This window comes from Ditibartonella choladocola (assembly GCF_002007565.1).
Classification (GTDB): Bacteria; Pseudomonadota; Alphaproteobacteria; order Rhizobiales; family Rhizobiaceae; genus Bartonella; species Bartonella choladocola.
Genome location: NZ_CP015625.1, coordinates 328,739 through 352,405, shown reverse-complemented (window position 1 = coordinate 352,405; position 23,667 = coordinate 328,739). Strand labels below are relative to the sequence as shown.

At 46.9% G+C, this 23,667-nt stretch carries 16 protein-coding genes and 3 pseudogenes; 6 read left to right on the top strand and 13 right to left on the bottom strand.

Translation table 11 applies throughout. The features are described 5' to 3' along the window. Positions 1-3 precede the first annotated feature (3 nt). Both BBC0122_RS01585 and BBC0122_RS01580 read left to right on the top strand, forming a co-directional pair. Positions 4-1,248: a lytic murein transglycosylase gene (locus BBC0122_RS01585; protein WP_077990657.1), complete on the top strand. Its 1,245-nt coding sequence runs from the start codon at positions 4-6 to the stop codon at positions 1,246-1,248. Further along, positions 1,249-2,226 (top strand): cation diffusion facilitator family transporter, encoded by a 978-nt coding sequence (locus BBC0122_RS01580; RefSeq protein WP_077990656.1) that lies wholly within the window; start codon positions 1,249-1,251, stop codon positions 2,224-2,226. Between the two features lie 321 nt (positions 2,227-2,547). On the opposite strand, the gene irrA is transcribed toward BBC0122_RS01580, so the two are convergent. Then, positions 2,548-2,976: an iron response transcriptional regulator IrrA gene (gene irrA / locus BBC0122_RS01575; protein ID WP_149866625.1), complete on the bottom strand. Its 429-nt coding sequence runs from the start codon at positions 2,974-2,976 to the stop codon at positions 2,548-2,550. A 284-nt stretch (positions 2,977-3,260) separates the two neighbouring features. Between irrA and fabA the strand changes: the two genes are divergently transcribed. The 3 genes from fabA to fabI all read left to right on the top strand — a co-directional run bounded on the left by fabA (position 3,261) and on the right by fabI (position 5,934). Further along, positions 3,261-3,770: a 3-hydroxyacyl-[acyl-carrier-protein] dehydratase FabA gene (fabA, locus tag BBC0122_RS01570; protein ID WP_077990655.1), complete on the top strand. Its 510-nt coding sequence runs from the start codon at positions 3,261-3,263 to the stop codon at positions 3,768-3,770. Positions 3,771-3,847: 77 nt separating this feature from the next. Beyond that, positions 3,848-5,068, top strand: a complete 1,221-nt coding sequence (gene fabB, locus BBC0122_RS01565) for a beta-ketoacyl-ACP synthase I (protein ID WP_077990654.1) — start codon at positions 3,848-3,850, stop codon at positions 5,066-5,068. Between the two features lie 47 nt (positions 5,069-5,115). Then, complete coding sequence (fabI, locus tag BBC0122_RS01560) at positions 5,116-5,934, top strand: enoyl-ACP reductase FabI (protein ID WP_077990653.1); 819 nt, start codon at positions 5,116-5,118, stop codon at positions 5,932-5,934. 527 nt (positions 5,935-6,461) lie between these two features. Here the strand turns inward: fabI and BBC0122_RS01555 are convergent. The 3 genes and pseudogenes from BBC0122_RS01555 to rpsO all read right to left on the bottom strand — a co-directional run bounded on the left by BBC0122_RS01555 (position 6,462) and on the right by rpsO (position 10,685). Beyond that, on the bottom strand, positions 6,462-7,463 hold the full coding sequence (locus BBC0122_RS01555; protein WP_077990651.1) for a class I SAM-dependent methyltransferase: 1,002 nt from the start codon (positions 7,461-7,463) through the stop codon (positions 6,462-6,464). 607 nt (positions 7,464-8,070) lie between these two features. Then, positions 8,071-10,206, bottom strand: a pseudogene (gene pnp, locus BBC0122_RS01545) (polyribonucleotide nucleotidyltransferase); the annotation flags it as partial. Between the two features lie 209 nt (positions 10,207-10,415). Continuing rightward, positions 10,416-10,685, bottom strand: coding sequence for a 30S ribosomal protein S15 (rpsO, locus tag BBC0122_RS01540; protein WP_077990649.1), 270 nt, complete (start codon positions 10,683-10,685; stop codon positions 10,416-10,418). Positions 10,686-11,189: 504 nt separating this feature from the next. Here rpsO and BBC0122_RS01535 point away from each other — a divergent pair. Next, positions 11,190-12,821: an MFS transporter gene (locus BBC0122_RS01535; protein WP_077990648.1), complete on the top strand. Its 1,632-nt coding sequence runs from the start codon at positions 11,190-11,192 to the stop codon at positions 12,819-12,821. Positions 12,822-13,429: 608 nt separating this feature from the next. Here BBC0122_RS01535 and truB read toward each other — a convergent pair. From truB to BBC0122_RS01490, 9 genes and pseudogenes are all read right to left on the bottom strand, one after another. Next, a complete protein-coding gene (gene truB / locus BBC0122_RS01530; RefSeq protein ID WP_077990647.1) occupies positions 13,430-14,392 on the bottom strand; it encodes a tRNA pseudouridine(55) synthase TruB in 963 nt (320 codons plus the stop codon). Between the two features lie 6 nt (positions 14,393-14,398). Continuing rightward, positions 14,399-14,797 (bottom strand): 30S ribosome-binding factor RbfA, encoded by a 399-nt coding sequence (rbfA, locus tag BBC0122_RS01525; RefSeq protein WP_077990645.1) that lies wholly within the window; start codon positions 14,795-14,797, stop codon positions 14,399-14,401. Between the two features lie 184 nt (positions 14,798-14,981). Further along, positions 14,982-17,630, bottom strand: coding sequence for a translation initiation factor IF-2 (gene infB / locus BBC0122_RS01520; protein ID WP_077990644.1), 2,649 nt, complete (start codon positions 17,628-17,630; stop codon positions 14,982-14,984). Continuing rightward, positions 17,627-18,260 (bottom strand): annotated as a pseudogene (locus BBC0122_RS01515) (RNA-binding protein). The gene infB and the pseudogene BBC0122_RS01515 overlap by 4 nt, the downstream one beginning before the upstream one ends. Positions 18,261-18,277: 17 nt before the next feature. Further along, positions 18,278-19,909, bottom strand: a complete 1,632-nt coding sequence (gene nusA / locus BBC0122_RS01510; protein ID WP_077990643.1) for a transcription termination factor NusA — start codon at positions 19,907-19,909, stop codon at positions 18,278-18,280. A 117-nt stretch (positions 19,910-20,026) separates the two neighbouring features. Continuing rightward, positions 20,027-20,650, bottom strand: a pseudogene (gene rimP / locus BBC0122_RS01505) (ribosome maturation factor RimP); the annotation flags it as partial. A gap of 195 nt (positions 20,651-20,845) precedes the next feature. Beyond that, positions 20,846-21,562, bottom strand: a complete 717-nt coding sequence (trmB, locus tag BBC0122_RS01500; protein WP_077990639.1) for a tRNA (guanine(46)-N(7))-methyltransferase TrmB — start codon at positions 21,560-21,562, stop codon at positions 20,846-20,848. Then, on the bottom strand, positions 21,562-22,827 hold the full coding sequence (metK, locus tag BBC0122_RS01495) for a methionine adenosyltransferase (protein WP_077990637.1): 1,266 nt from the start codon (positions 22,825-22,827) through the stop codon (positions 21,562-21,564). The genes trmB and metK overlap by 1 nt, the downstream gene beginning before the upstream one ends. 322 nt (positions 22,828-23,149) lie before the next feature. Next, complete coding sequence (locus BBC0122_RS01490; RefSeq protein ID WP_077990636.1) at positions 23,150-23,563, bottom strand: helix-turn-helix domain-containing protein; 414 nt, start codon at positions 23,561-23,563, stop codon at positions 23,150-23,152. Positions 23,564-23,667: the final 104 nt, after the last annotated feature.

Below are 23,667 nucleotides of genomic sequence, written 5' to 3'. Positions count from 1 at the left end.
AGAATGTTGAAAACTTACCGTTTTTTTACAGCATTTATCTTTCTCTTTGCCGCTTTGGTGGCAAATGCCTCCGCCATTGATCGGGATGCGATCAACAACCAATTTAGTGATTGGCTTAACAAGGATTTTTATAAAGAGGCTCTCAAATCAGGAATTTCGGCCGGAACATTTTCTGAAGCCCTTTCTACAGTCACGCCCAATCTCGCATTACCCGACCTTGTGATTCCGGGAGAAAAACCGGAAGCGCAAAGGCGCCAACATCAGGCGGAATTCAGCGCACCGGCCAATTATTTTTCGGCAAAAACATTGGCCCGTCTTATTGGTGACGGGAAAGCGCAATTTTCCAAAAACCGTGGGCGTTTGAAAAAAATAGAAAAACAATATGGCGTTCCCGCTTCGATTACACTTGCCATATGGGGGCGGGAATCCAATTTTGGCAATGTCAAAATTCCCTATAATGCTTTTGAAGTTCTTGCAACCAAAGCGTTTATGAGCACACGAAAAGACATGTTCAGAACCGAGCTTATCGCCGCTTTGACCATTGTACAGAATCATTACATGGATGCGGCTTCCATGAAAAGTTCGTGGGCTGGTGCATTAGGTCAACCGCAATTCATGCCAACATCCTATTTGAAATATGCTGTCGATTTTGATGGTGATGGCCATCGCAATATCTGGACATCAACACCGGATACTCTCGCTTCTATTGCAAACTACCTCAAGCTTAACGGTTACAAAGCAAATGCCGGTTGGGGCTATGAAGTCCAAGTTCCAGAAACTGTCGGCTGTTTTCTTGAAGGTTCCGATCAAGGAAAAATGTTAAGTGAATGGCAAAAGCTCGGTGTTTTGCCGCAGTCTTCCGACGCCCTTCCCGAAATTGATAAAAGCCGCCCGCTTTATCTTCTTATGCCGGCGGGGCGTCTTGGACCGGCCTTTCTTGTCACCGACAATTTCTATGTGTTGAAATCTTATAATATGAGCGACCTTTATGGCCTTTTTATCGCCACTGTCGCGGACGGGATTGAAGGAAAACGCGGCTTTATCGAGTCCTGGCAAAAAGTCGACGAGCTTTATCAGTCCGAGGTTTTAAATCTACAGAACAAATTGCAATCGCAAGGTTATGATATAGGCAAAGCCGACGGTCTTGCAGGATTTAAAACGCGCCGTTCCATTGGACTGTGGCAACAAAAACACGGACAGAAGCCGACCTGTTTTCCCAGTCGTTCTTTAATTGCGGATATTCGCTAAATGGCATCACATTCCGGTTCCAAAGTAGTCATCTATGCAGCACTCGCAGGCAATCTTCTGATTGCACTTACCAAATTTGTTGCCGCATCATTTACCGGTTCGTCGGCTATGTTATCGGAAGGTGTGCATTCGATTGTCGACACCGGCAATGAATTGTTATTATTGCACGGTCTCAAGCGTGCCTCCATTCCACCCGATCGGGTTCACCCTTTCGGCCACGGGCGGGAGCTTTATTTCTGGAGTTTTATTGTTGCCCTGCTGGTCTTTGCATTGGGCGCCGGTGTATCGTTTTTTGAAGGCGTTTTGCACGTTCTCGCCCCTGCGGAAATTCATAATGTAACAGTCAACTATATTGTTTTGGGGCTATCGGTATTTTTTGAAGGAACCTCATGGCTTCTGGCTTTGAGGCATTTCCGCCGGACAAAAGGTAAACTCGGCTATCTTGCTGCTGTCCACCGTTCCAAAGACCCGACCGTTTTTTCCATTCTTTTCGAGGACAGTGCAGCACTTTTAGGCATTGCAATTGCTCTAACCGGTATTACCGCTTCGATTCTGACTGGTAATTTTATTTTCGATGGTATCGCTTCGCTTGGAATTTCTGTCATTCTGGCCGTAACGGCAATTTTTCTTGCACGGGAATGTAAAGGATTGCTGCTTGGCGAGGCTGCCCTTCCCGAAGTGCAAAAGGCAATTTTCAACATTGTATCCGCCGACCCCGATGTGCAAAAGGTCAACGGAATCATCACCCAGCAGATGGGTCCCAATCAGGTCGTCGTAAATGTCAGTCTCGAATTCGAGGACAAACTGACTGCACCAAAGATAGAAGAATGTGTGCTCCGTATCGAAAAAAATCTGGCGATTGCAAGACCGGAAGTTGTGGGTTTTTTCGTAAAACCGCAAACTGCCGGAATCTGGGCAAGAAGACGGGAAAAAATAGAATCAAATCATGAAGACAATAATGACAATGATGAAGAATAGAAAATAAGTGATAAATTTCTATTCAATGACAATAGATAGCTTTATTTCTAAAAAAACAAACCGGTTGGATTTTTCGGTTAAAAAAACTCTAAGCCTCACCAGCGCTATAATCGGCTCTCATTCAAAAATCGCTGAAAGACATCATATCGTGTCGTCAACAAATACGGTTGACAGACAGGAAAGAAGCAATATTCCAGACGTTCAGACTCGTTAAAAACCCTCGCCAGAGACGGTTTTAGCCAGAGATAATTTTGCCAGAGATGATTTTTGCCAGAGATGGTTTTTGAAAAAATATGCTGTTGTTTCCGGCTTGATTTTTTCTCACTCGTCTTTCGGACGCAGTCTGACAATGAGATCGACGTGGGAAATTTCCATACCATCTGGCGGCTCAGGTAAATTGCCTACAATCGGCTTGCCTTCCGGGCCTGACGGAATATCGACAATTTCATTTTCCCCTTCAAGGAAGAAATGATGGTGATCGGATGTGTTGGTGTCGAACCAGGTTTTCGAGCCTTCTACAGCAATGATGCGCAACAACCCTGCCTCGGTGAATTGATGCAAAGTGTTATAGACTGTTGCAAGTGACACCGGCACAGCAGCTTTGACTGCTTCTGCGTGCAATTCTTCGGCCGCAATATGGCGGTTTCCTTTGGAAAATAACAAGTCGGCCAGAGCCATGCGCTGCCTTGTCGGGCGCAAGCCTTTTTCGCGTAAGCGTTTTTCCAATTCTCCAAGCGAATGATAAATCACTATTTTTTCCGCGTTATTTGATGTTTTCCACCAATCCAATAAAAAATGTATATACTGAAAAGCATTTGCAATCAAGTATACTTGATTGTTACCATCACCTTTAGAGCTATGCTTTTCTCAACTTATACGGGCGTCTGGTCATAATTATCACAAATAAAATTGATTAAGAACGTGTTTTGTCATCAAAAACTGTCGAAAAGCGGTTTCAACATTGTTGAATATGCTCTAAGAGTATGTCGTAAAAAGGCGCTAAGAGTGATAAAGTGCTGACGGATGGAGTAACAATGGCTGAACAAAAGTCTAGCTACACGTATGAAGAGCTTTTAAGCTGCGCACGCGGTGAAATGTTCGGAAAAGGCAATGCACAATTACCGGCTCCGCCAATGTTGATGTTCAACCGTATTACCGAAATCAGCGAAAATGGTGGCGAACACAACAAAGGACTGATTCGTGCCGAATTCGACATCACACCGGATTTATGGTTTTTCGCCTGCCATTTTATTGGCGATCCGGTCATGCCCGGTTGTTTGGGGCTTGATGCATTATGGCAACTCACGGGTTTTTTCCTCGGTTGGCTTGGTGAACCCGGCAAGGGACGTGCCATCTCAACAGGAGAAGTGAAATTTTCCGGAATGGTTACGCCAAAGACGAAGCTTATCGAATATGGTATTGATTTCAAGCGTGTTATGCGTGGCCGGCTTGTGCTCGGCATTGCTGACGGTTTTGTTAAAGCCGATGGTGAAATAATTTATAAGGCAGCCGATTTGCGTGTAGCCTTATTCAAGGAAGAGTAAGTATTCTTTCAAATAGACAGGGTGGCAAATAGACAGGGGGAGCGAACCTTTGTTTATGAGATACCAAGGAGATACTGATGCGTCGAGTAGTTGTAACCGGTATGGGAATTGTCTCATCAATCGGGAATAACCCTGAAGCCGTCCTCAATAGTTTGCGTGAAGCAAAATCGGGTATTAGTTTTTCGCAAGAATACGCAGATCTGGGCTTCCGCAGCCAGGTTTACGGCATGCCGCATATTGACATTGAATCACTGGTTGATCGTCGCGCCATGCGTTTTCACGGACGTGGTACTGCCTGGAATCATATCGCTATGGATCAGGCAATTGCCGATGCAGGGCTGTCATCTGCCGAAGTTTCAAATCCGGAAACCGGTATTATTATGGGTTCCGGCGGGCCATCGACACGCACAATCGTCGATTCAGCCGACATTGCACGCCAAAAAGGCCCCAAACGCGTTGGTCCTTTTGCCGTACCAAAAGCCATGAGTTCGACTGCTTCGGCAACGCTGGCTACCTTTTTCAAGATAAAAGGCGTCAATTATTCGATTTCTTCAGCCTGTGCGACATCCAATCACTGTATCGGCAATGCATATGAGCTGATCCAGTTCGGCAAGCAGGACCGTGTTTTTGCAGGCGGGTGCGAAGACCTTGATTGGACCTTATCGGTATTGTTCGATGCCATGGGTGCTATGTCGAGTAAACGCAACGCAACGCCTGAAAGTGCCTCACGTGCCTATGATGCGGGTCGTGACGGCTTTGTTATCGCAGGGGGAGCGGGCGTTCTGGTTCTTGAAGAACTGGAAGTGGCCAAAGCACGCGGTGCAAAAATCTATGCAGAGATTGTCGGATATGGTGCGACATCGGATGGCTATGATATGGTAGCCCCCTCCGGTGAAGGGGCAGAGCGCTGCATGCGCATGGCTTTATCAACTGTCAAAAATAAAATTGATTATATCAATCCCCATGCCACATCCACTCCTGTGGGTGACCCTCCGGAAATAGAGGCCATTCGCAAGATTTTCGGTTCGGGTGATTCGTGCCCGCCGATTTCGGCAACCAAATCGCTAACCGGCCATTCACTCGGAGCTGCCGGTGTGCAGGAAGCCATTTACTCACTTCTTATGATGAAGAATGATTTCATCTGTGAAAGTGCTCATATTGATGAGCTTGATCCGGCGTTTGCGGATATGCCGATTGTACGCAAACGTCTTGATAACCAAAAACTGAACACAGTCCTGTCAAATACTTTCGGCTTTGGCGGAACCAATGCAACGCTGGTTTTCCAGCGTTACGAATAAACCGGACACTTTCGCTAAGAGAGTGCCACAGGCTTACGGAGAATATGATGGAAGGTTTGATGAAGGGCAAGCGCGGCCTCATAATGGGCGTCGCGAACGACCATTCAATCGCCTGGGGAATAGCATGTCAGCTCGCAAAAGCGGGGGCTGAACTGGCTTTTACCTATCAAGGAGATGCATTTGGAAAGCGTGTCCAACCCTTGGCAGAAAAATTAGGTTCCAAGCTTTTGCTTGAATGCGATGTCGAAAACATTGCTTCGGTCGATGCTGTTTTCAATCGGCTGGAAAAAGAATGGGGTACACTTGATTTTGTCGTTCATGCGATCGGTTTCTCGGACAAATCGCAGCTCAAAGGACGTTATGTCGATGTGACGACACGCGAAAACTTCAGTCGCACAATGGTCATTTCCGCATTTTCCTTTACAGAAATTGCCCAGCGTGCAGGAAAACTGATGCCTAACGGTGGCGCATTGCTGACATTGACCTATGGTGCATCCCAGCATGTTGTTCCCAATTACAACGTTATGGGGGTTGCAAAAGCCGCACTTGAAGCGATGGTGCGCTATTTGGCGGCTGATTTCGGACCGCAAAATATCCGTGTCAATGCAATTTCAGCGGGTCCCGTTCGCACACTTGCCGGTAATGGTATTGGTGCAGCGCGCGCGATTTTCTCTTACCAGAAGCGCAATGCACCTTTGCGTCGTACGGTTGATATTAATGAAATTGGCAAATCGGCACTTTATCTGTTATCCGATTTGGCTTCCGGTGTTACCGGCGACATCCATTACGTTGATTGTGGCTATAATATTATGTCCATGCCGATACTGGAAGAACTCAAAGACAGTGACGAATCACGCGGCGAATAATTTTCGCCGCGTTTTTTATTTCGGGGGCGATTGTCTGCATTTCCTTTTGGCACTGTTGCCCAATTCATGCGGCTTCAGTCATTTATCAGGCTTCCGTTCCGCTCAATCCCCTCACTCGACAAGAATAATTCAGCAGAACAGGCAAGCTGTCGCACCACTGTGGTGAGCCACTCCTGTCATCGTATATAGCGGCATTGATTGCTGCCTTTTCCATCAAGACCGTTCACCTGCTTATAAAAGTATAGTTTTGGAAACAAATCCGGCAGAACACGATTGCCTATCCTATTGATTTGCTCCCGAAAAAAGCAAATGTCCTTTGGCTTCGTTTTCAAATCTGTCAATGATGGTACGTTAATGATGGCAAATTCACGTTTTTTGATACGCGTTTCTATTGGCCATTTCGTCGTATGACAGATTAAATAATCTTTTTCCTTGTGGTCACTCAATTATCAGTCGGAATAGTCTTCAAAACATTCAAACACGTTTGTGTTGTCTTTACCCGCCTCTTTATAGCCTTTTGATAAACGTCATTTGCGCGCTTCAATCACTTTGAAGCCGTTCTGCTCTTCAAGAAGCAGTACTTTCCGGAAACATTTTTGCAAAGTCGTTTCATAGGGCAATTGCCGATTGGCCACCATGAGAAAGCAACCACCGGGTTTCAATCTTTGCGCTGCAACACTTATGAATTTTTGTCCCAATGAGACATCTGCCGCACGCCCGTCGTGAAATGGCGGGTTTGACAGGATTGTATCATAAATCCGATTTATCGGCTCGCTTGTAATATCCTGCCATAAATAATCGACCGGAAGTGAAGCATGAAGGCTGCCTATATGTGTTTTCGCCGCCTCCAGTGAATTATAATCGGCCTCATAAAGATCAAGCTCGGTAAGCTTTTTTGCCTGTTTGATCGCTTCATAGGAAAGATAGCCCCAGCCTGAACCGAAATCGGCCGTTTTACCAAACACAACTCTTTCCATATGTTTGACCAACATGTTTGACCCTTGGTCAATACGCCCGTTTGAAAACATGCCTGCCTGTGTTGTGAAGGCATTTTCAAAACTTTGCGGAAGCTGTTGAAGCGTTTCCAGCTCTTTTTCCTGAATATCCTCCGGTACTGTCAACCAGAAAACAATGCCATGTGCTTTCGAGAGCTTCCCCAAAACCGGAACAATAGAATTGACCCATTTCAAAAAGGATTGGGCACCAGACAATTTATCGCCACTGACAATAATTGTGCCACCGGCTTTCACCACACGCAAAAGGGCGAGAAACCGGTTCTGGTTGAGTTTTTTATGCTTGTTAAGCTCAAGGAGACCACCCGAAAACTTTTTTGTTTCATCGGGTAATTCGGGCAAGCATTTAAAGCCCGACTGTTGAAACGTTAAAAAATCCGCCCGCCAAGGTTGAATAATTTCGAGTGATTTGACCCAATCGTTTTCCGGTTTTTCTGTCAAACCGAATGCGCACCACAAACTTTCCGGATGTGGATGTTCTATAACATTCTGGTTAAAAGGCAGAAAAACCGACATTTTGAACTCGCTTTTTTAAACCGGCTTTTTAACAAGCCCGCATCTTTGTTCCTTTATCGTTATGCTGAAGAAGGCGCAATTTTAAAATTGAAAACAAAAACCGGAACAATGATCTACCCGCAAAGATTTGCGGCAATAGATATTTGTTTTCTGTCCGGAATTTTTGACAATATGTCGGATCCAAGAACCCACTTTATGCAATGAACGCTTTTGAACGAACCATTCTTAAAAAAATAACCGGACTTTCCGGTAGATTGCTTTTATTCCAACCTCGTTATCCAAAGAAAACCAAATCCCGTTTGATTTCCTTCGATTCCCTTTGATTTTCTTTGATTTCCTTCGATTCCCTTTGATCTGCCTTGATCTGCCTTGATCTGCCTTTGATTTCATCTCCAAAAAAAAGCCGCTCATGAAGAGCGGCTTTTTCCATTCAATGTTGTTTCAAAGACTATTCTTTGTCTTTATCAGCATTCTTTTTGCGACGATGTTTCTTTTCAGGCTTATCGGATTTTTCATCCCTCTCACCCTTTTCGCCCTTTTCACCATTGTCTTCGTGGTGCTTTTCAGCCTTTTCATGCTTTCCATGTTTTTCGGCATGGTCGGATTCTTCAGACTTCGGAGCTTCTTCGCGCGGAATTTCCTGCCCTGTTTCCTGATCGACAACCTTCATCGACAGGCGGACTTTGCCACGTTCATCAAATCCCATAAGTTTGACCCAAACTTTCTGGCCTTCCTTGACGACATCTGTCGTCTTGTTGACGCGTTCGGGAGCCAATTGGGAAATGTGAACCAGACCGTCACGGGGACCGAAGAAATTGACGAAAGCGCCAAAATCGGCTGTCTTCACAACAGTACCCTGATAGATCTGCCCAACTTCCGGCTCGTCGACGATGGAGTGAATCCAGCGTTTTGCAGCTTCGATTGTTTTGGCATCGGAAGATGCAATCTTGATTGTGCCATCATCCTCGATATTGATCTTGGCACCGGTTTGCTCGGTAATCTCGCGGATAACCTTGCCGCCGGAACCGATAACATCGCGGATTTTATCGACAGGAATATTCATCATCTCGATACGTGGAGCATATTCACCCAATTCGGAACGTGCGCCGGTCAAAGCTTTTGCCATTTCACCCAGAATATGGATGCGGCCTTCTTTGGCCTGTCCGAGTGCCACTTTCATAATGTCTTCGGTAATGCCGTTGATTTTAATGTCCATCTGCAAAGCAGTGACACCATTTTCTGTACCGGCAACCTTGAAATCCATATCGCCAAGATGATCTTCATCACCGAGAATATCGGAAAGGATGGCGTAACGTTCGCCTTCCTTGATAAGCCCCATAGCAATACCGGCAACAGGATGCTGCAACGGAACACCGGCATCCATCAATGCCAGAGATGTACCACAAACAGTGGCCATGGATGACGACCCGTTGGATTCGGTAATTTCCGAAACAGCGCGGATTGTATAAGGGAAACTTTCCTGCGAGGGAAGCATCGGATGGATTGCACGCCATGCGAGCTTTCCATGACCGATTTCACGGCGCCCCGGTGAGCCGATGCGGCCGGTTTCACCAACCGAAAATGGCGGGAAGTTATAATGGAGAAGGAATGTTTCCTTGTACATTCCTGTGAGCGAATCAATATATTGCTCGTCTTCACCTGTTCCCAAAGTTGCAACAACAACGGCCTGTGTTTCACCACGGGTAAACAATGCCGAACCGTGCGTGCGTGGCAAAATGCCGACTTCCGTATAGATCGGGCGGACTGTTTTCAAATCGCGACCGTCAATGCGGCTGCCTGTATCGAGAATGTTCCAACGAACAATCTTTGCCTGCAAATGCTTGAAGACTGTCGCTATTTCTTCTGCATTATATTCCGGCTCGTCTTCACCTTCAGGCATGAACTTTGCGTCGACCTTGGCTTTGACTGCATCAACAGCGGCATAACGCTCTTGCTTGTCGGTAATCTGATAGGCTTTACGCAGATCTTTTTCGGCAAATTTGAGCATTTTCTTTTCCAAAGCGCTCAAATCTTCGGGAGCAAATTCGCGCGGTTCCTTGGCAGCAACTTCAGCGAGTTTGATAATCGCGTCAATAACCGGCTTGAAGCCGTTATGACCGAAAACAACAGCACCGAGCATCACATCTTCACTCAGTTCCTGCGCTTCCGATTCAACCATCAAAACCGCGTCGGATGTGCCGGCAACGACGAGATCAAGCTTTGATTCCGGCATTTCATCAATATTCGGGTTCAACACATATTTGCCGTTGATATAGCCGACACGTGCGCCACCAATCGGCCCCATGAACGGAACACCCGAAAGTGTCAAAGCAGCAGAAGCGGCAATCATCGACAAAATGTCGGGATTGTTTTCAAGGTCATGCTGCAAAACAGTGATAATAACCTGTGTTTCGTTTTTGTAGCCTTCAGCAAAAAGCGGGCGGATCGGACGGTCGATCAAACGCGAAATCAATGTTTCACCTTCGCTCGGACGGCCTTCACGCTTGAAATAACCACCCGGTATTTTACCGGCTGCGTAAGTTTTTTCCTGATAATTGACTGTGAGCGGGAAAAAATCCTGTCCGGGCTTGGGTTCTTTTTCGGAAACCACGGTGGCGAGAACAATTGTTTCGCCATAAGTTGCCATAACTGCACCGTCAGCCTGACGTGCAATTTTTCCTGTTTCAAGAGTTAGCGGGCGGCCTGCCCAGTCAATCTCTACTTTATGAGTGTTAAAAAACATTTCTTGTCCTTGATTAACCGTCAAAGGCATATTCCCCTTTAAACGGCCTAGTTCTTTTGTCATGTCATGGGCAAGACAACGAGACGCACACGATTGTTTTCCTGTGCGGCTGGCAATCCTGCCCCATGACGGTTCCTCGATTTCTGCGACTTTTTCAAGTTGTAGAAATTGAAAGGCGGGAAACCTTGTGATTTCCCGCCCTGATTGTTTTAGCGACGCAAGCCGAGCTTGGAAATCAACGACTGGTAACGTTTTTCATCGACACCGTTCAGGTAATCGAGAAGACGACGACGTTGGGAAACAAGTTTCAAAAGGCCACGACGGGAATGGTTATCCTTTTTGTGGGATTTGAAATGCTCGGTCAAATTGGCAATACGTTCTGACAAAATAGCAACCTGTACTTCCGGCGAACCTGTATCGCCTGCTTTGGTTGCATATTCATTGATGAGAGCCTGTTTACGTTCAGCAGTAATCGACATCGTATCATCCTTTCAAAAAAATGGGACATTGAAGACGCCCCGGCCGGGATGTCGTCCAGCTAGGGTCTATGAATCGGCAAATGCAAAAACATCTGCACGACAGGTTCATATATAGGAAATGCGCAGCCATTACTAGCCCTGCCGATCATTTGCCAAGGTTTTCGACCAATTTTCCTTCAGCGTTCTTTCAACGCCTTTAAAAAACAGACGTCATTCAAGCCAATGATTAAAGGCGATAACAATGTTCTTTATAAATCCGGTTGTAATTTATATATTTTTCGCAATTTAAAACTTAACCTGACGATATATTTCAAAATATCAACTTTCAAAGTGACATTAAAAGACAATCCAATCTTTTTCTTTTTTAAAATTGTAATCGGACAATATTATCAAAAATAGGTGTGTGGATTTTTACCCCGAAATAAACAAGTCCTGGCATCGAGACTTGCGGCTTTCATAGGTCTCGCCTAGATTGAATCAAATAAATTCATATAACGGGAACCGATGCAACAAAAAAGCTCAGCATTTGCACCATTCAAAAGTCACGCGTTCAGAAGCCTGTGGGCGGCAACGCTTGTATCCAATCTGGGTGGCCTCATCCAGACAGTCGGTGCCGGCTGGCTCATGACATTAATCAGCACGTCCCATTCAATGGTAGGGCTTGTTCAGGGGGCGAACACTTTACCGGTTGTCATTTTTTCACTGTTGGCCGGTGCACTCGCCGATAATTTCAATCGTCGCCAGATTATGATTACCGCCCAATTGATGATGATGGCCGTTTCGGTTCTCCTTGCGGTTCTCACCTATCTCGGTCTATTAACCCCGTGGCTGTTGCTTGCTTTCACCTTTCTGATCGGCTGTGGTTCGGCACTTTATAATCCTCCCTGGCAAGCGACTGTCGGTGACATTGTTCCGCGCGAGGATATTTCGGCTGCCGTTACATTGAACAGTGTCGGTTTCAATCTGATGCGCAGTGTCGGCCCTGCAACCGGCGGGGCTATTGTTGCCGCATTCGGTGGTGCAGCCGCATTTGTTTTCAATGCATTCAGCTATATTCCGCTTCTCGGTGCATTGTTTTTCTGGAAACCGGACTATGTCAATAATGGTTTGCCACGCGAACGGCTTGTCGAGGCAATGTCGGACGGTTTGCGCTATGTCTTGATGTCACCGCATCTTTTAAACATTATGACCCGCGCATTCATGTTCGGATTGGGTGCGATTTCGGTTCTTGCACTTCTGCCCGTTATTGCGCATGACAAACTCGACGGCGGTGCTCTCATTTACGGCACATTACTCGGTTCTTTCGGCATAGGAGCTATAGCTGCCGGCATTATCAATTCGCAGATAAGAAAACGTTTTTCCTCGGAAGCTATTGTTGCCGGTTCTTTCATCGGTTACGCATTGTCATGTCTGTTACTTGCTTTGAGCAATTCGGCAATCATTGCCCATATTGTTCTTTTCCCCGCAGGTATGTGCTGGGTTCTGGCACTCTCGCTCTTTAATGTTTCGGTGCAATTGTCAACGCCGCGCTGGGTTGTCTCACGCGCTCTGGCACTTTATCAAACATCCTCTTTCGGGGGGATGGCGGTCGGAAGCTGGCTATGGGGAAGCCTCGCCGACAGTTATTCGCCTGTCGTTGCTTTATATATCTGTGTAATATTTCTTGTCATCGGCGCATTGATGGGGTTCAAATTCACAATCTTTGAAATACCGGGTCTCAATCTTGATCCGCTCGATCAATTCCGCGAACCCGAACTGCATCTTGACCTTCAGGCAAGAAGTGGCCCGATCATGATAATGATCGATTACGAGATTAAAGACGAAGATCTTGCAGAATTTCTCAAAACAATGTCGCTAAGGCGGCGTATCAGATTGCGTGACGGGGCGAGACAATGGACCTTGTTACGTGATCTCGAACACCCCAATCGGTGGATTGAAACCTATCATATGCCAACCTGGGTGGATTATCTAAGACACAATCGCCGCCGCACAAAGGCCGATGCCGATGTAACGGAAAAACTGCGCCAATTAAGCCAGATTCCCGATGGCTTGAGAGTGCACAGGATGATTGAACGCCATACTGTACCGGGTGCCGACCAGATACAGGTTAAACATTCGGCCCATAATCTCCATTAAAACATAAAAGCCGGAAGTGAAAAAACCTGCGGTCAATGTTATTTTATCAAGACTATATCTCTTATGAAGAGCTTTTCTTGCACAAATTAAAAATTTTCAAGAAAATATATCATATAAACAATATAAATATCTATATTTTTCCAGAAATATCCGTTAATTAATCAATAATTTTATAAAGATTTAAAGTTTCGATAGTTTATTTTTCATTAAATATATAATATATTATTTTTAATATTACGAAAAGAAATAAAGTAACAACTAAAATTGAATCTATACAAAATAGAATTTAGTTCCCCGCTTCCAAACAACAATAAACACTGTTTGCCAATTATGAAAGATGTGAGAGAAATACTCGCTTTCAGGAAAATAAAGCCGATACTTTCCCGTGAAGGTTTTTATTTATTTGATAACTATATTGGCTAATCGCAATCATTTTATGAACATGACCTTTGGCAGGCGAATATCCGGATCGCTGATGTCAGTACAACAACCGGCGCAGAACCTAAAAAATGCTGAACTCTGTTCTTTTACCTCAAGCTTTTTGTCTTGAGTAACACACGATCCCGTCCCGAATATTCTCGATAGACAAGCTTTTTGCCCGCCGAATATCAGCTAACCGTGAAGACACGCTTTGGTTTGAACTGGCCTTTTTCAATCATACCGATCGCAAGCAATTTGCCTTTTTGAGTCACACAAACCTCATCCTCGTCAACAGGTGCATCACGCCCGCGTAACAAAACAGGATTCCCCATTCGCACACGGTAGGCCTGCTCGTCGCTTAACGGATATTGCGGCAGAAATTCAAGTGCCGCACCGGTTTCGATCAGAAGTTCGTCAAGAGCGGAAAAATCACGCGGCGGAAAAATGCCATTGGCGTCAGCCTCGCCTCTTTCGGGTGCAACAGCTTCCAGCTCTTCGAGGCTCACAAAATCGTCTTCTACAAAAGGTGAAACTTCAATGCGACGCAAATCGGCAATATAGCCATAACATCCGAGTTCTCTCCCCATATCGCGAGCGAGAGCGCGCACATAAGTTCCTTTACCGCACTCCACCTCGAAGACCGAATGCCCTTCCGGCGTCATCTCGATAAGCTCAAGACTGTCAATTTCGACTTCACGCGGTGGAATATCTATTTTTTCACCTTCTCGTGCCAGATCATAAGCGCGATTTCCATCAATCTTGATAGCGGAAAATTGCGGCGGGGTTTGAAGAATTGTGCCTGTGTAATTGGGCAATATCGCCAATATTTCTTCTTTGTTTGGCCGCTTGGTAGATGTTTTTGTGACTTCACCTTCCATATCATCGGTATTGTGTTCTTCGCCCCAGGAAACGGTAAAACGATAAACCTTTGTACCGTCAACAACATAGGGAACAGTTTTCGTGGCTTCGCCCAGAGCAATCGGCAACATACCCGACGCAAGCGGGTCGAGTGTACCGGCATGCCCGGCTTTTTCGGCTTGAAACAGCCATTTGATTTTCGAGACAGCCTCGGTCGACCCCATGCCTTTCGGCTTATCAAGAATTACCCACCCCGAAACCGGACGGCCTTTTTTCTTCCGCTGACGCGCCATAAAATTCTATTCCTTTTCCTCGTCATCGTGATGAAGATCCCGCGCTACCTCTGGCGAATGCAACAGAGCGTCGATCTTTGCAAAATTGTCAAAACTGGTATCCGGTTTGAAGCGGAACTCCGGCATATATTTCAATTGCCGCAAATCTCTTGCCGCTTCGCCGCGAATAAATCTTGCATGGTGATTGAGTGCTTTTACCACTTCTTCGCCATCAGCATCGGCAAGTGGTGCAACAAAGCAGGTCGCAACGCGCAAATCCGGTGACATTTTGACTTCTGTTGCACTGAGAACCACGCCGTCAAGCACAGGATCCAGAATAACTCCGCGCTGGAAGATGGAAGCAAGGGCGTGGCGAACCTGCTCGCCGACACGCAATTGCCTTTGAGAGGGGCCTGCATGTTTCATAGCTAATACCTTTGATTTTTCGGGCGTATATTTTTTAGATAAATATCCCGAAATTTTTCCGAACGATCAATTCGCATCGAATTAAGCGGCCAACAACCACTTGAAAACCGGCGCGACTTTTGTCCATCCGACGGGATGTTCCGTTTGGCCATATCATTTAATATATGGCCAAACATAAGATCATTTAGAGCGAGCGTTTAATTGTTTCAACGCGGAATGCTTCGATAATATCTCCAACGCGAATATCGTCGTAATTTTCGAAGGCCATACCGCATTCCTGACCGGCAGGAACTTCTGCAACTTCGTCTTTGAAGCGTTTCAAAGTCTTGAGCTTGCCTTCATGGACAACAACATGGTCGCGAATAAGGCGGACACCCTCTCCGCGTTCCATCTTGCCTTCGGTAACACGACATCCGGCCACTTTGCCAACCTTGGAAATGTTGAAGACTTCGATAATCTCTGCATTGCCAAGGAAAGTTTCGCGCCGTTCCGGTGTCAACATGCCCGACATTGCTGCCTTCACATCGTCAACAAGATCATAAATGATATTGTAATAGCGAATTTCGATGCCTTGGGCTTCGGCTGCGTCACGCGCCTGACTGTTCGCACGAACGTTGAAGCCGATAATGGCAGCATTCGATGCTGCAGCCAATGATACATCGCTTTCCGTAATACCACCGGGTGCGGCATGGACAATATGGGCGCGCACTTCGTCATTGCCGAGTTTTTCCAGTGCCGACGTAATCGCTTCGACAGAACCCTGAACATCCCCTTTGATGACCAGCGGAAATTCTTTCATGCCGCTTGTCTGCATCCGGTTCATCATCTGTTCGAGCGAACCGCGCGAGCCTGCCTGCCGTGCAACCGCTTTTTCACGAGCCAGACGTTGACGATATTCGGCAATCTCGCGAGCCTGTGCTTCATTGGCGACGACTGCAAAACGGTCACCCGCCTGAGGCGTGCCTTGCATGCCGAGCACTTCTACCGGCATTGACGGGGTTGCAGCTTTGATATGGGCACCACGATCATTGATGAGCGCACGAACACGACCCCACTCGTTACCGGCAACGATAATATCGGAAGGATGCAATGTTCCCTTCTGGATGAGAACCGTTGCAACAGCACCGCGACCACGATCAAGCTGTGCTTCAATAACAACACCTTCGGCTGTACGATCGGGATCGGCCTTCAAGTCAAGAATTTCAGCCTGTAGCAGAATTGCTTCGAGAAGCTTGTCGATATTCTTGCCGGTTTTTGCCGAAACCTCGACTTCCAGTGTATCACCACCCATGCTTTCGACGAACACTTCATGCTGAAGCAGTTCTGTTCTGACTTTCTGCGGGTCGGCAGCCGGTTTATCAATCTTGTTGATGGCAACAATAATCGGCACACCGGCGGCTTTTGCATGGTGAATGGATTCAATCGTTTGCGGCATGACACTGTCATCGGCTGCAACCACCAGAACCGCAATGTCGGTCACCTGCGCACCGCGGGCGCGCATGGCTGTAAAGGCCGCATGTCCCGGTGTATCGATAAAGGTGATCTTCTGTCCCTTTTGTTCGACCTGATAAGCACCGATATGCTGGGTGATACCACCCGCTTCACCGGCCACAACATTGGCATGACGGATGGCATCAAGAAGCGATGTCTTGCCGTGGTCAACATGCCCCATAATGGTAACGACAGGCGGACGCGGTTTCAGCTTTGCCGGATCATCCGGAACATTGAAGAGACCTTCTTCAACATCCGATTCTGCAACGCGTTTTACCGTGTGGCCGAATTCTTCGGCAATCAATTGCGCCATGTCGGCATCAATCACATCACCGGGTTTCAACATCTGCCCTTGTTTCATCAAGTATTTGATAACGTCGACAGAGCGTTCGGTCATACGTTGGGCAAGTTCCTGAATGGTAATGGTTTCAGGAATTGTCACCTCGCGCGAAATCTTTTCACGCGGTTCCTGAATTTGCGAGCGTTTGAATTTTTCCTGACGCCGACGCATCGCAGCCATTGAGCGGCCACGCGAATTGCCTTCATCGTCAAGTGCGCTGTTCAGCGTGAGCTTGCTTCGGCGACGTTCGTCTCCGCCTTTGACGGCCTTTGGAACACGCACTTCCGATTTATTGCCGCCACCGCGACGTGAACGATGTTCGTCCTCGTCATCGTCAACAATATTGCGTTTTGTGACAGGAGCGGCTGCGCGTTGTTTGGTAACGGGCGCAATGTCAAGTTCAATCGGGCGATTGGCAGCCTGTTTACCTGTTTTAGGCCGATGACTTTCTTTGGCTTTATGAACCTCGGGCTTCCTGACTTCCGGCTTTTTAACGTCGGCTTTGTGTGGTTCGTCCTTTTCCGCTTCATGGGCTGCGCGGGCTTTTGCATCTGCTTCAGCCTGCTTGCGCAACAATTCTTCGCGTTCTTTGGCGCGTTTTGCCTCTTCCAATTGGCGACGTTTTGCTTCTTCTTCGGCGCGCTTATGCTCTTCTTCTTCGCGTTTATGTTCTTCTTCTGCTTGAAGACGCGCCTCTTCAAGAGCACGCATACGGGCTTCCATTTCAGCCGAGGAAAGATTGCTGTGCGGATGCTGCAAGGAAACTTTCGGGGGCATTTCGGTGCGCGGTTTTACAGTCGGGGCAACGCGCGGCTTGGTCACAACCGGTTTGACTTCAACCTTTTCGTCCGGACGGGTAATTTTACGCCGCTTCGTTTCGACGACGACCGCCTTTGTACGCCCATGACTGAAATTTTGCTTGACCGTGCTGGTTTCAATCCCCGGACGTTTTAAGGTCAGCGTTTTTTTGGCTGTTTTCTTGTCGTTATTGTTTTCCGTCATTCCGTTTCCTTCACGGCTTCTACCGTCTTCTTTTCCGGCCTAGTGCTTACCATCGCGGTAGGCGACAAGTTTTTGCACCGTTTTAATGAATCCCTGCGCAAGCTTTATATTCAATAATGCAGCATGTACCACAGGATTATCACCAAAAGCCACACCCATTTCATCACTATCGAACAAAGTTACAACCGGAATATCTTGCCTATCCGGTCGCCTGACCGAGTAAATTGCCTGTTCAATCTTGCGTTTGCCATCAAAAGCGGCTTCCTTTGAATGCAAAACAAGGCATGCTTCACCCGCCCTTATTGCCTGCTCTACTTTTGTCGCACCGGTGACAACCGCACCGGCTTTCCGTGCCAAAGCAAGACGGCCGAGCGCTGCTTTGACCAAAAGTTTATCAACAAGATCGGCAATCCCCTGATCTACAATAATATCAGCCTTCAGGCTATGTGTAAAAGCCTTACGCCTGATTGCTTCTTCAAGCACCGATCGCGAAGCGGAAATCCATGCCCCCCGCCCCGGCAAATTGGCTTTTATATCGGGTACCAAATGACCGTCCGGTCCGGCAACAAAGCGGATAAGCTCTTGCGCCTCTCCACTTTTTCTTGTCAGGATGCATGTACGGTCATTCATCAATCAACCTGTCTTTCCTATTCTGCCGGTGTTTCTGTCTCGTCCGGTGTTTCAGCTTTCGCTTCTTCATCGGCCTCTTGATGATCTTCGTTATGAATATCTTCTTCGGTCATCCAGCCTGCTTTCAAGCGGGCGGCAACAACCATTGCTTCGGCATCTGCACGACTGATGTCGAATGGTGTCAAAACACCGGCAAAATTCTGTGTTTCACCATCCTTGCGCTCGCGCCAACCGGCAAGATCGTCAACGGCATAACCGGCAAAATCTTCGATTGTTTTGACACCGTCTTCACCGACAGCCACCATCATAGCGGTTGTCATGCCCGGCAACTCACGCAATTCATCAGAAACGCCGAGTTTTTTACGTTTTTTGTCAAGCTCGGCTTCCTGTTTATCGATAAAGTCTTTGGCGCGCTGCTGGATTTCAGAAGCGGTTTCTTCATCAAAACCTTCAATCGAGCTGATTTCTTCCGGATCGACATAAGCAATTTCTTCAATTGAAGCAAAACCTTCGGAAGCAAGAACCTGAGCGACCATTTCATCGACATCCAGAGCTTCCATGAAAAGCTTGCTGCGTTTTGCAAATTCTTTCTGGCGGTTTTCCGATTCTTCCTGTTCCGTAAGAATATCGATATCCCAGCCGGTCAATTGTGAAGCCAGACGCACATTTTGCCCGCGCCGTCCGATTGCAAGGCTGAGCTGGTCATCCGGCACAACGACTTCGATACGTTCTGCGTCTTCGTCAAGAACAACCTTGGCAACTTCTGCCGGCTGCAATGAATTGACGATAAATGTTGCAGCATCAGGTGACCACGGAATAATATCGATCTTCTCGCCCTGAAGTTCGTTGACAACAGCCTGAACACGGCTACCACGCATACCAACGCATGCCCCGACCGGATCAATCGAACCATCGCGCGAGACGACAGCAATCTTCGCACGTGATCCGGGATCGCGGGCAACCGACTTGATCTCGATAATACCGTCATAAATTTCCGGCACTTCCATGGTGAAAAGTTTCGCCATAAATTGCGGATGGGTACGAGAAAGGAAAATTTGCGGCCCGCGTTGTTCACGCCGGACATCATAGACATAAGCACGAATACGATCGCCATAGCGGAACGACTCACGCGGAATGAGTTCATCACGACGGACAATCGCTTCACCACGCCCAAGATCGACAATGACATTGCCATATTCTACGCGTTTGACTGTGCCAGAAACAATTTCACCGACCTTGTCTTTATATTCTTCATACTGGTGATCGCGTTCGGCCTCGCGCACTTTCTGGACAATAACCTGCTTGGCCGACTGGGCAGCAATACGGCCGAATTCCATCGGAGGCAGGGGATCTGACAGAAAGTCGCCGATTTCTGCATCGGGTTTGCGTTTTTTTGCATCTTCAAGAGAAATCTGGGTTGCGTCATCCTCGACATTGTCGACAACTTCCAACAAACGCTGCAACTTGATTTCGCCGGTTTTGGAATTGATGTCTGCACGTATATTGGTTTCCTGACCATAACGTGACCGGGCAGCTTTCTGGATAGCATCGGCCATTGCAGAAATGACAATTTCACGGTCAATCGACTTTTCGCGGGCAACGGCATCTGCAATTTGCAGAAGTTCAAGCCTATTAGCGCTCACAGCCATTGATTCTCTCCTTTTTTGTGCCGCTTTACGGCATCGACTAAGTTATCTTTTTTCCGATTTCGGTTTGGACCGTTTCCGTTTGTCCTTACCGCTCGAATTATTTTTTTCCACATCATGATGATTATCATTGGCAGAATTGTCATCTGCCCCGAGGTTATCATCGGGAATGGATTGTTGACGCAATGCTTTATCTTTTGCCAGCGCATCACGAATAAGATCGTCGGTTAAAACCAGATGCGCATCTGCAATATCTGTAAACGGAAGCTGAACCGCCAATGATTCCCCATAGGCAGCTTTATCGGTCGTCAGAACAAAACCGTTCTCGTCGACATTGCTGATTGTTCCGCGAAACTTTTTGCGCCCGTCCACCATGATCGACGTTTCAATTTTGGCAATATGGCCTTGCCAACGCGAAAAATCGGATTTTCTGACCAATGGACGATCAATTCCCGGCGAAGAAATTTCCAGATGATATTTGCGTTCGATAATATCTTCGACATCCAGAATGGGAGACACGACACTGCTGACTTCTTCACAGTCCTTGATTGTCATTGTGCCATCGCCACGTTCGGCCATAATTTGCAAAGTAAGACCATTAAGTCCGGATAGACGTACACGCACAATCCTGTAACCGAGAGGTTTTAGCACCGGAGCGACAATTGCAACCACTCGCGCTTCAACGCCTTTTTCCTCGAAAAGACGCGGTTCATCCAAATCAACTGTTTGTCCGCTCTCGCTCATACCCAACTTTTCCAAATACCGACAGAACCATTCCCGTAACAAAAAGAGCGGGTTCGGAAAACCCACTCTTCATCAAACGATCAAGAATTTTCTACAATATACACCCGCTAAATTTTATTTTCAAGTAGAACCTTATTGAATGTAGAAAACAGTTCTTGAAAAGAACATTCCAGTCCGATCATTTTTCTATTGCTGTTATTTTCTGACAAATGTGAGATAGGCAGGTGTTCGCCCAGCTTTCATCGCCTTTTCTTCATAGCGCGTTCCCGGCCACTCTTGAAACGGCAATTTCCAATCGTCCGGCGTCGATGCGGACCAGATAAAATCCGGATGGTGTGCACAATGGAAAAGCGTCCAATTTACATAAGTATCAATATCGGAAGCAAAGCGGAAAGGTGCACCTTTTTTCAACACACGAGCAAAACGATCGAGATTTTTTTCGTTGACGAACCGGCGTTTCCAATGCTTTTTCTTTGGCCACGGGTCAGGATAGAACAGATCTACCCCTGCAATCGAAGATGATGGCAACCAGTCGAGCAATTCGGTCGCATCGTCATCATAGAGGCGGATGTGTTGCAATCTCTGCTTCTGGCCTTCCAAAGCGCCGAGCAATTTTGCCATGCCGTTAACAAATGGTTCTACGCCGATAAAGCCCGTTTGTGGAAACCTATCCATTTCGTGGACAAGGTGTTCACCGCCGCCAAAACCGATTTCAATACGTACATCTGCACCAATATGGGGCGCGTCACCATTGAAAAACAATTCGGCGAGTTGTTCAGGGGCAGGCTTGCTCAAATCCAGTTTAAGAAGGGGAAGCAATGTTTCTTCACGCTTGATCTGGGCGGCGCGCAAGGCTTTACCCCGACGCCGTCCAAAAAAAGCTTCACTTGCCCGTTCTTTATGGCCGTCCATTACGCCTTAATCGCCTCTTTCAGCGCTTTACCGAGATTTGTCCGCTCCCATGAGAACGAACCATCGCGGCCGGGCTTGCGACCAAAATGTCCATAAGCGGATGTTTTGGCATAAATCGCTTTATTAAGCTCAAGATGTTTGCGAATCCCCGAAGGCGACAAATCCATAACTTTGCGGATAGCTGCCTCGACTGCACCTTCATCAACCTTGCCGGTACCGTGGAGATTAACATAAATAGACAAGGGCTGAGCCACACCGATGGCGTAAGAAAGCTGGATTGTGCAGCGATCGGCAAGCCCTGCTGCCACAACATTTTTGGCAAGGTAACGCGCGGCATAGGCAGCAGAACGGTCGACCTTTGTGGTATCTTTACCGGAGAATGCACCACCACCATGAGGAGCGGCACCGCCATAAGTATCAACAATGATCTTGCGACCGGTAAGACCTGCGTCTCCATCCGGACCACCGATAACAAATTTACCTGTCGGATTAATGTACCAATTACAATTATCGGCAATTTTTATATCGCTCAGAGCCTGACGGATATAGGGTTCGACAACCGAACGAACTTTTTTGGAATCCCATGTCGGGTCGATATGCTGTGTCGAAAGAACAATGGAAACCACCTCGACCGGTTTGTCGTTCTCATAACGCACAGTCACCTGACTTTTTGCATCCGGTCCGAGCTTGCTTGCCTCGCCTTCATCAAGATGGCGTGCAATTGACAATGTTTCGAGGATTTTATGGGCATAATAAATAGGTGCGGGCATCAAGTCCGGTGTTTCACGGCAAGCATAGCCGAACATGATTCCCTGATCTCCGGCCCCTTCTTCGCCCTGTCGATCGGATGCATTATCGACACCTTGTGCAATATCCGCCGATTGGGAATGTAACAAAACATCTATCTTCACGGTTTTCCAATGGAAACCTTCCTGCTCGTAACCGATAGCGCGGATAGCACGGCGAGCCGCCGAGCGGAAGCGTGAAGGATTGATAACCGGATTTCCCTTTTTATCGTGGACAAGCTTGCCATTTTTATCTTTTTTCAAAAGCGTATCGGGCACGCGGACTTCGCCGGCAATAACAACACGATTGGTTGTAGCCAAGGTTTCGCAGGCAACGCGAACAGACCAGGGATCAACTCCTGATTTGGCTGCTTCCTTATAGATCATATCAACAATTTCATCTGAAATACGGTCACAAACTTTGTCGGGATGACCTTCCGATACCGATTCACTGGTAAAAAGATAATTTTGATGAGACACGGGAAACCCCTCTAGAAAGAAGACGTTTACATTCTCTCCGGATACTCCGAAAAGAAAAACGACAGTTGCTTTATTTGCCAAGCTTGTCGAATTGCGTCAATGCTGTTTTGGTCTCTATCGCGAAATAAATGTGATATTCTTTATCGGTCATACAAATTTGACGTCTTTTTCAAACATCGTTCAGGCATGTGAGAGACGAAGTAAAACAATAAAAGCGGATTTTTCACGGAGTGAACAAATTGCTTCCATCACAGAAATAACAATAATGAAACGGGCAATTTTGATTAAAATTGTCCTCCCCCGATTTTTATCACAAACCAGCCTAAAGCGTATTTAAAGTTTCGTCTTCTGAAAGGGCTTTGGCCAAATCAATGATTTTACGGCGAACTTTCGGGTCTTTTATATTGGTAAATGCGCGCAAAAGCTGGATACCTTCATTGCTTGAGCAGAAATCCATGAAATTATTGTCACCCTCGCGAAAACCCTCGGATGAACGGGCACCGGGAGCTTCTTCAAAAAAATAGGATACCGGAACGTCGAGAATTTCGGAAATCGCCTGAAGACGGCTTGCTCCAACGCGGTTCGTGCCTTTTTCATATTTTTGAATTTGTTGGAACGTAATACCGAGTTGCTCCCCCAGTTTTTCCTGACTGAGCCCAAGCATATTGCGCCGTAATCTGATGCGGCTTCCCACATAAACATCGGTAGGGGCGGGTATTTTTTTGGGTGCGGACATGATCTAACTTTCTCGCGTCAAAACTGATCCATCTTCACAAGTTTGAACCGATGCAGATGTTTATTGTTATTTAGGGGTTGCAGTATCGGTCCCCCGCTGGAACC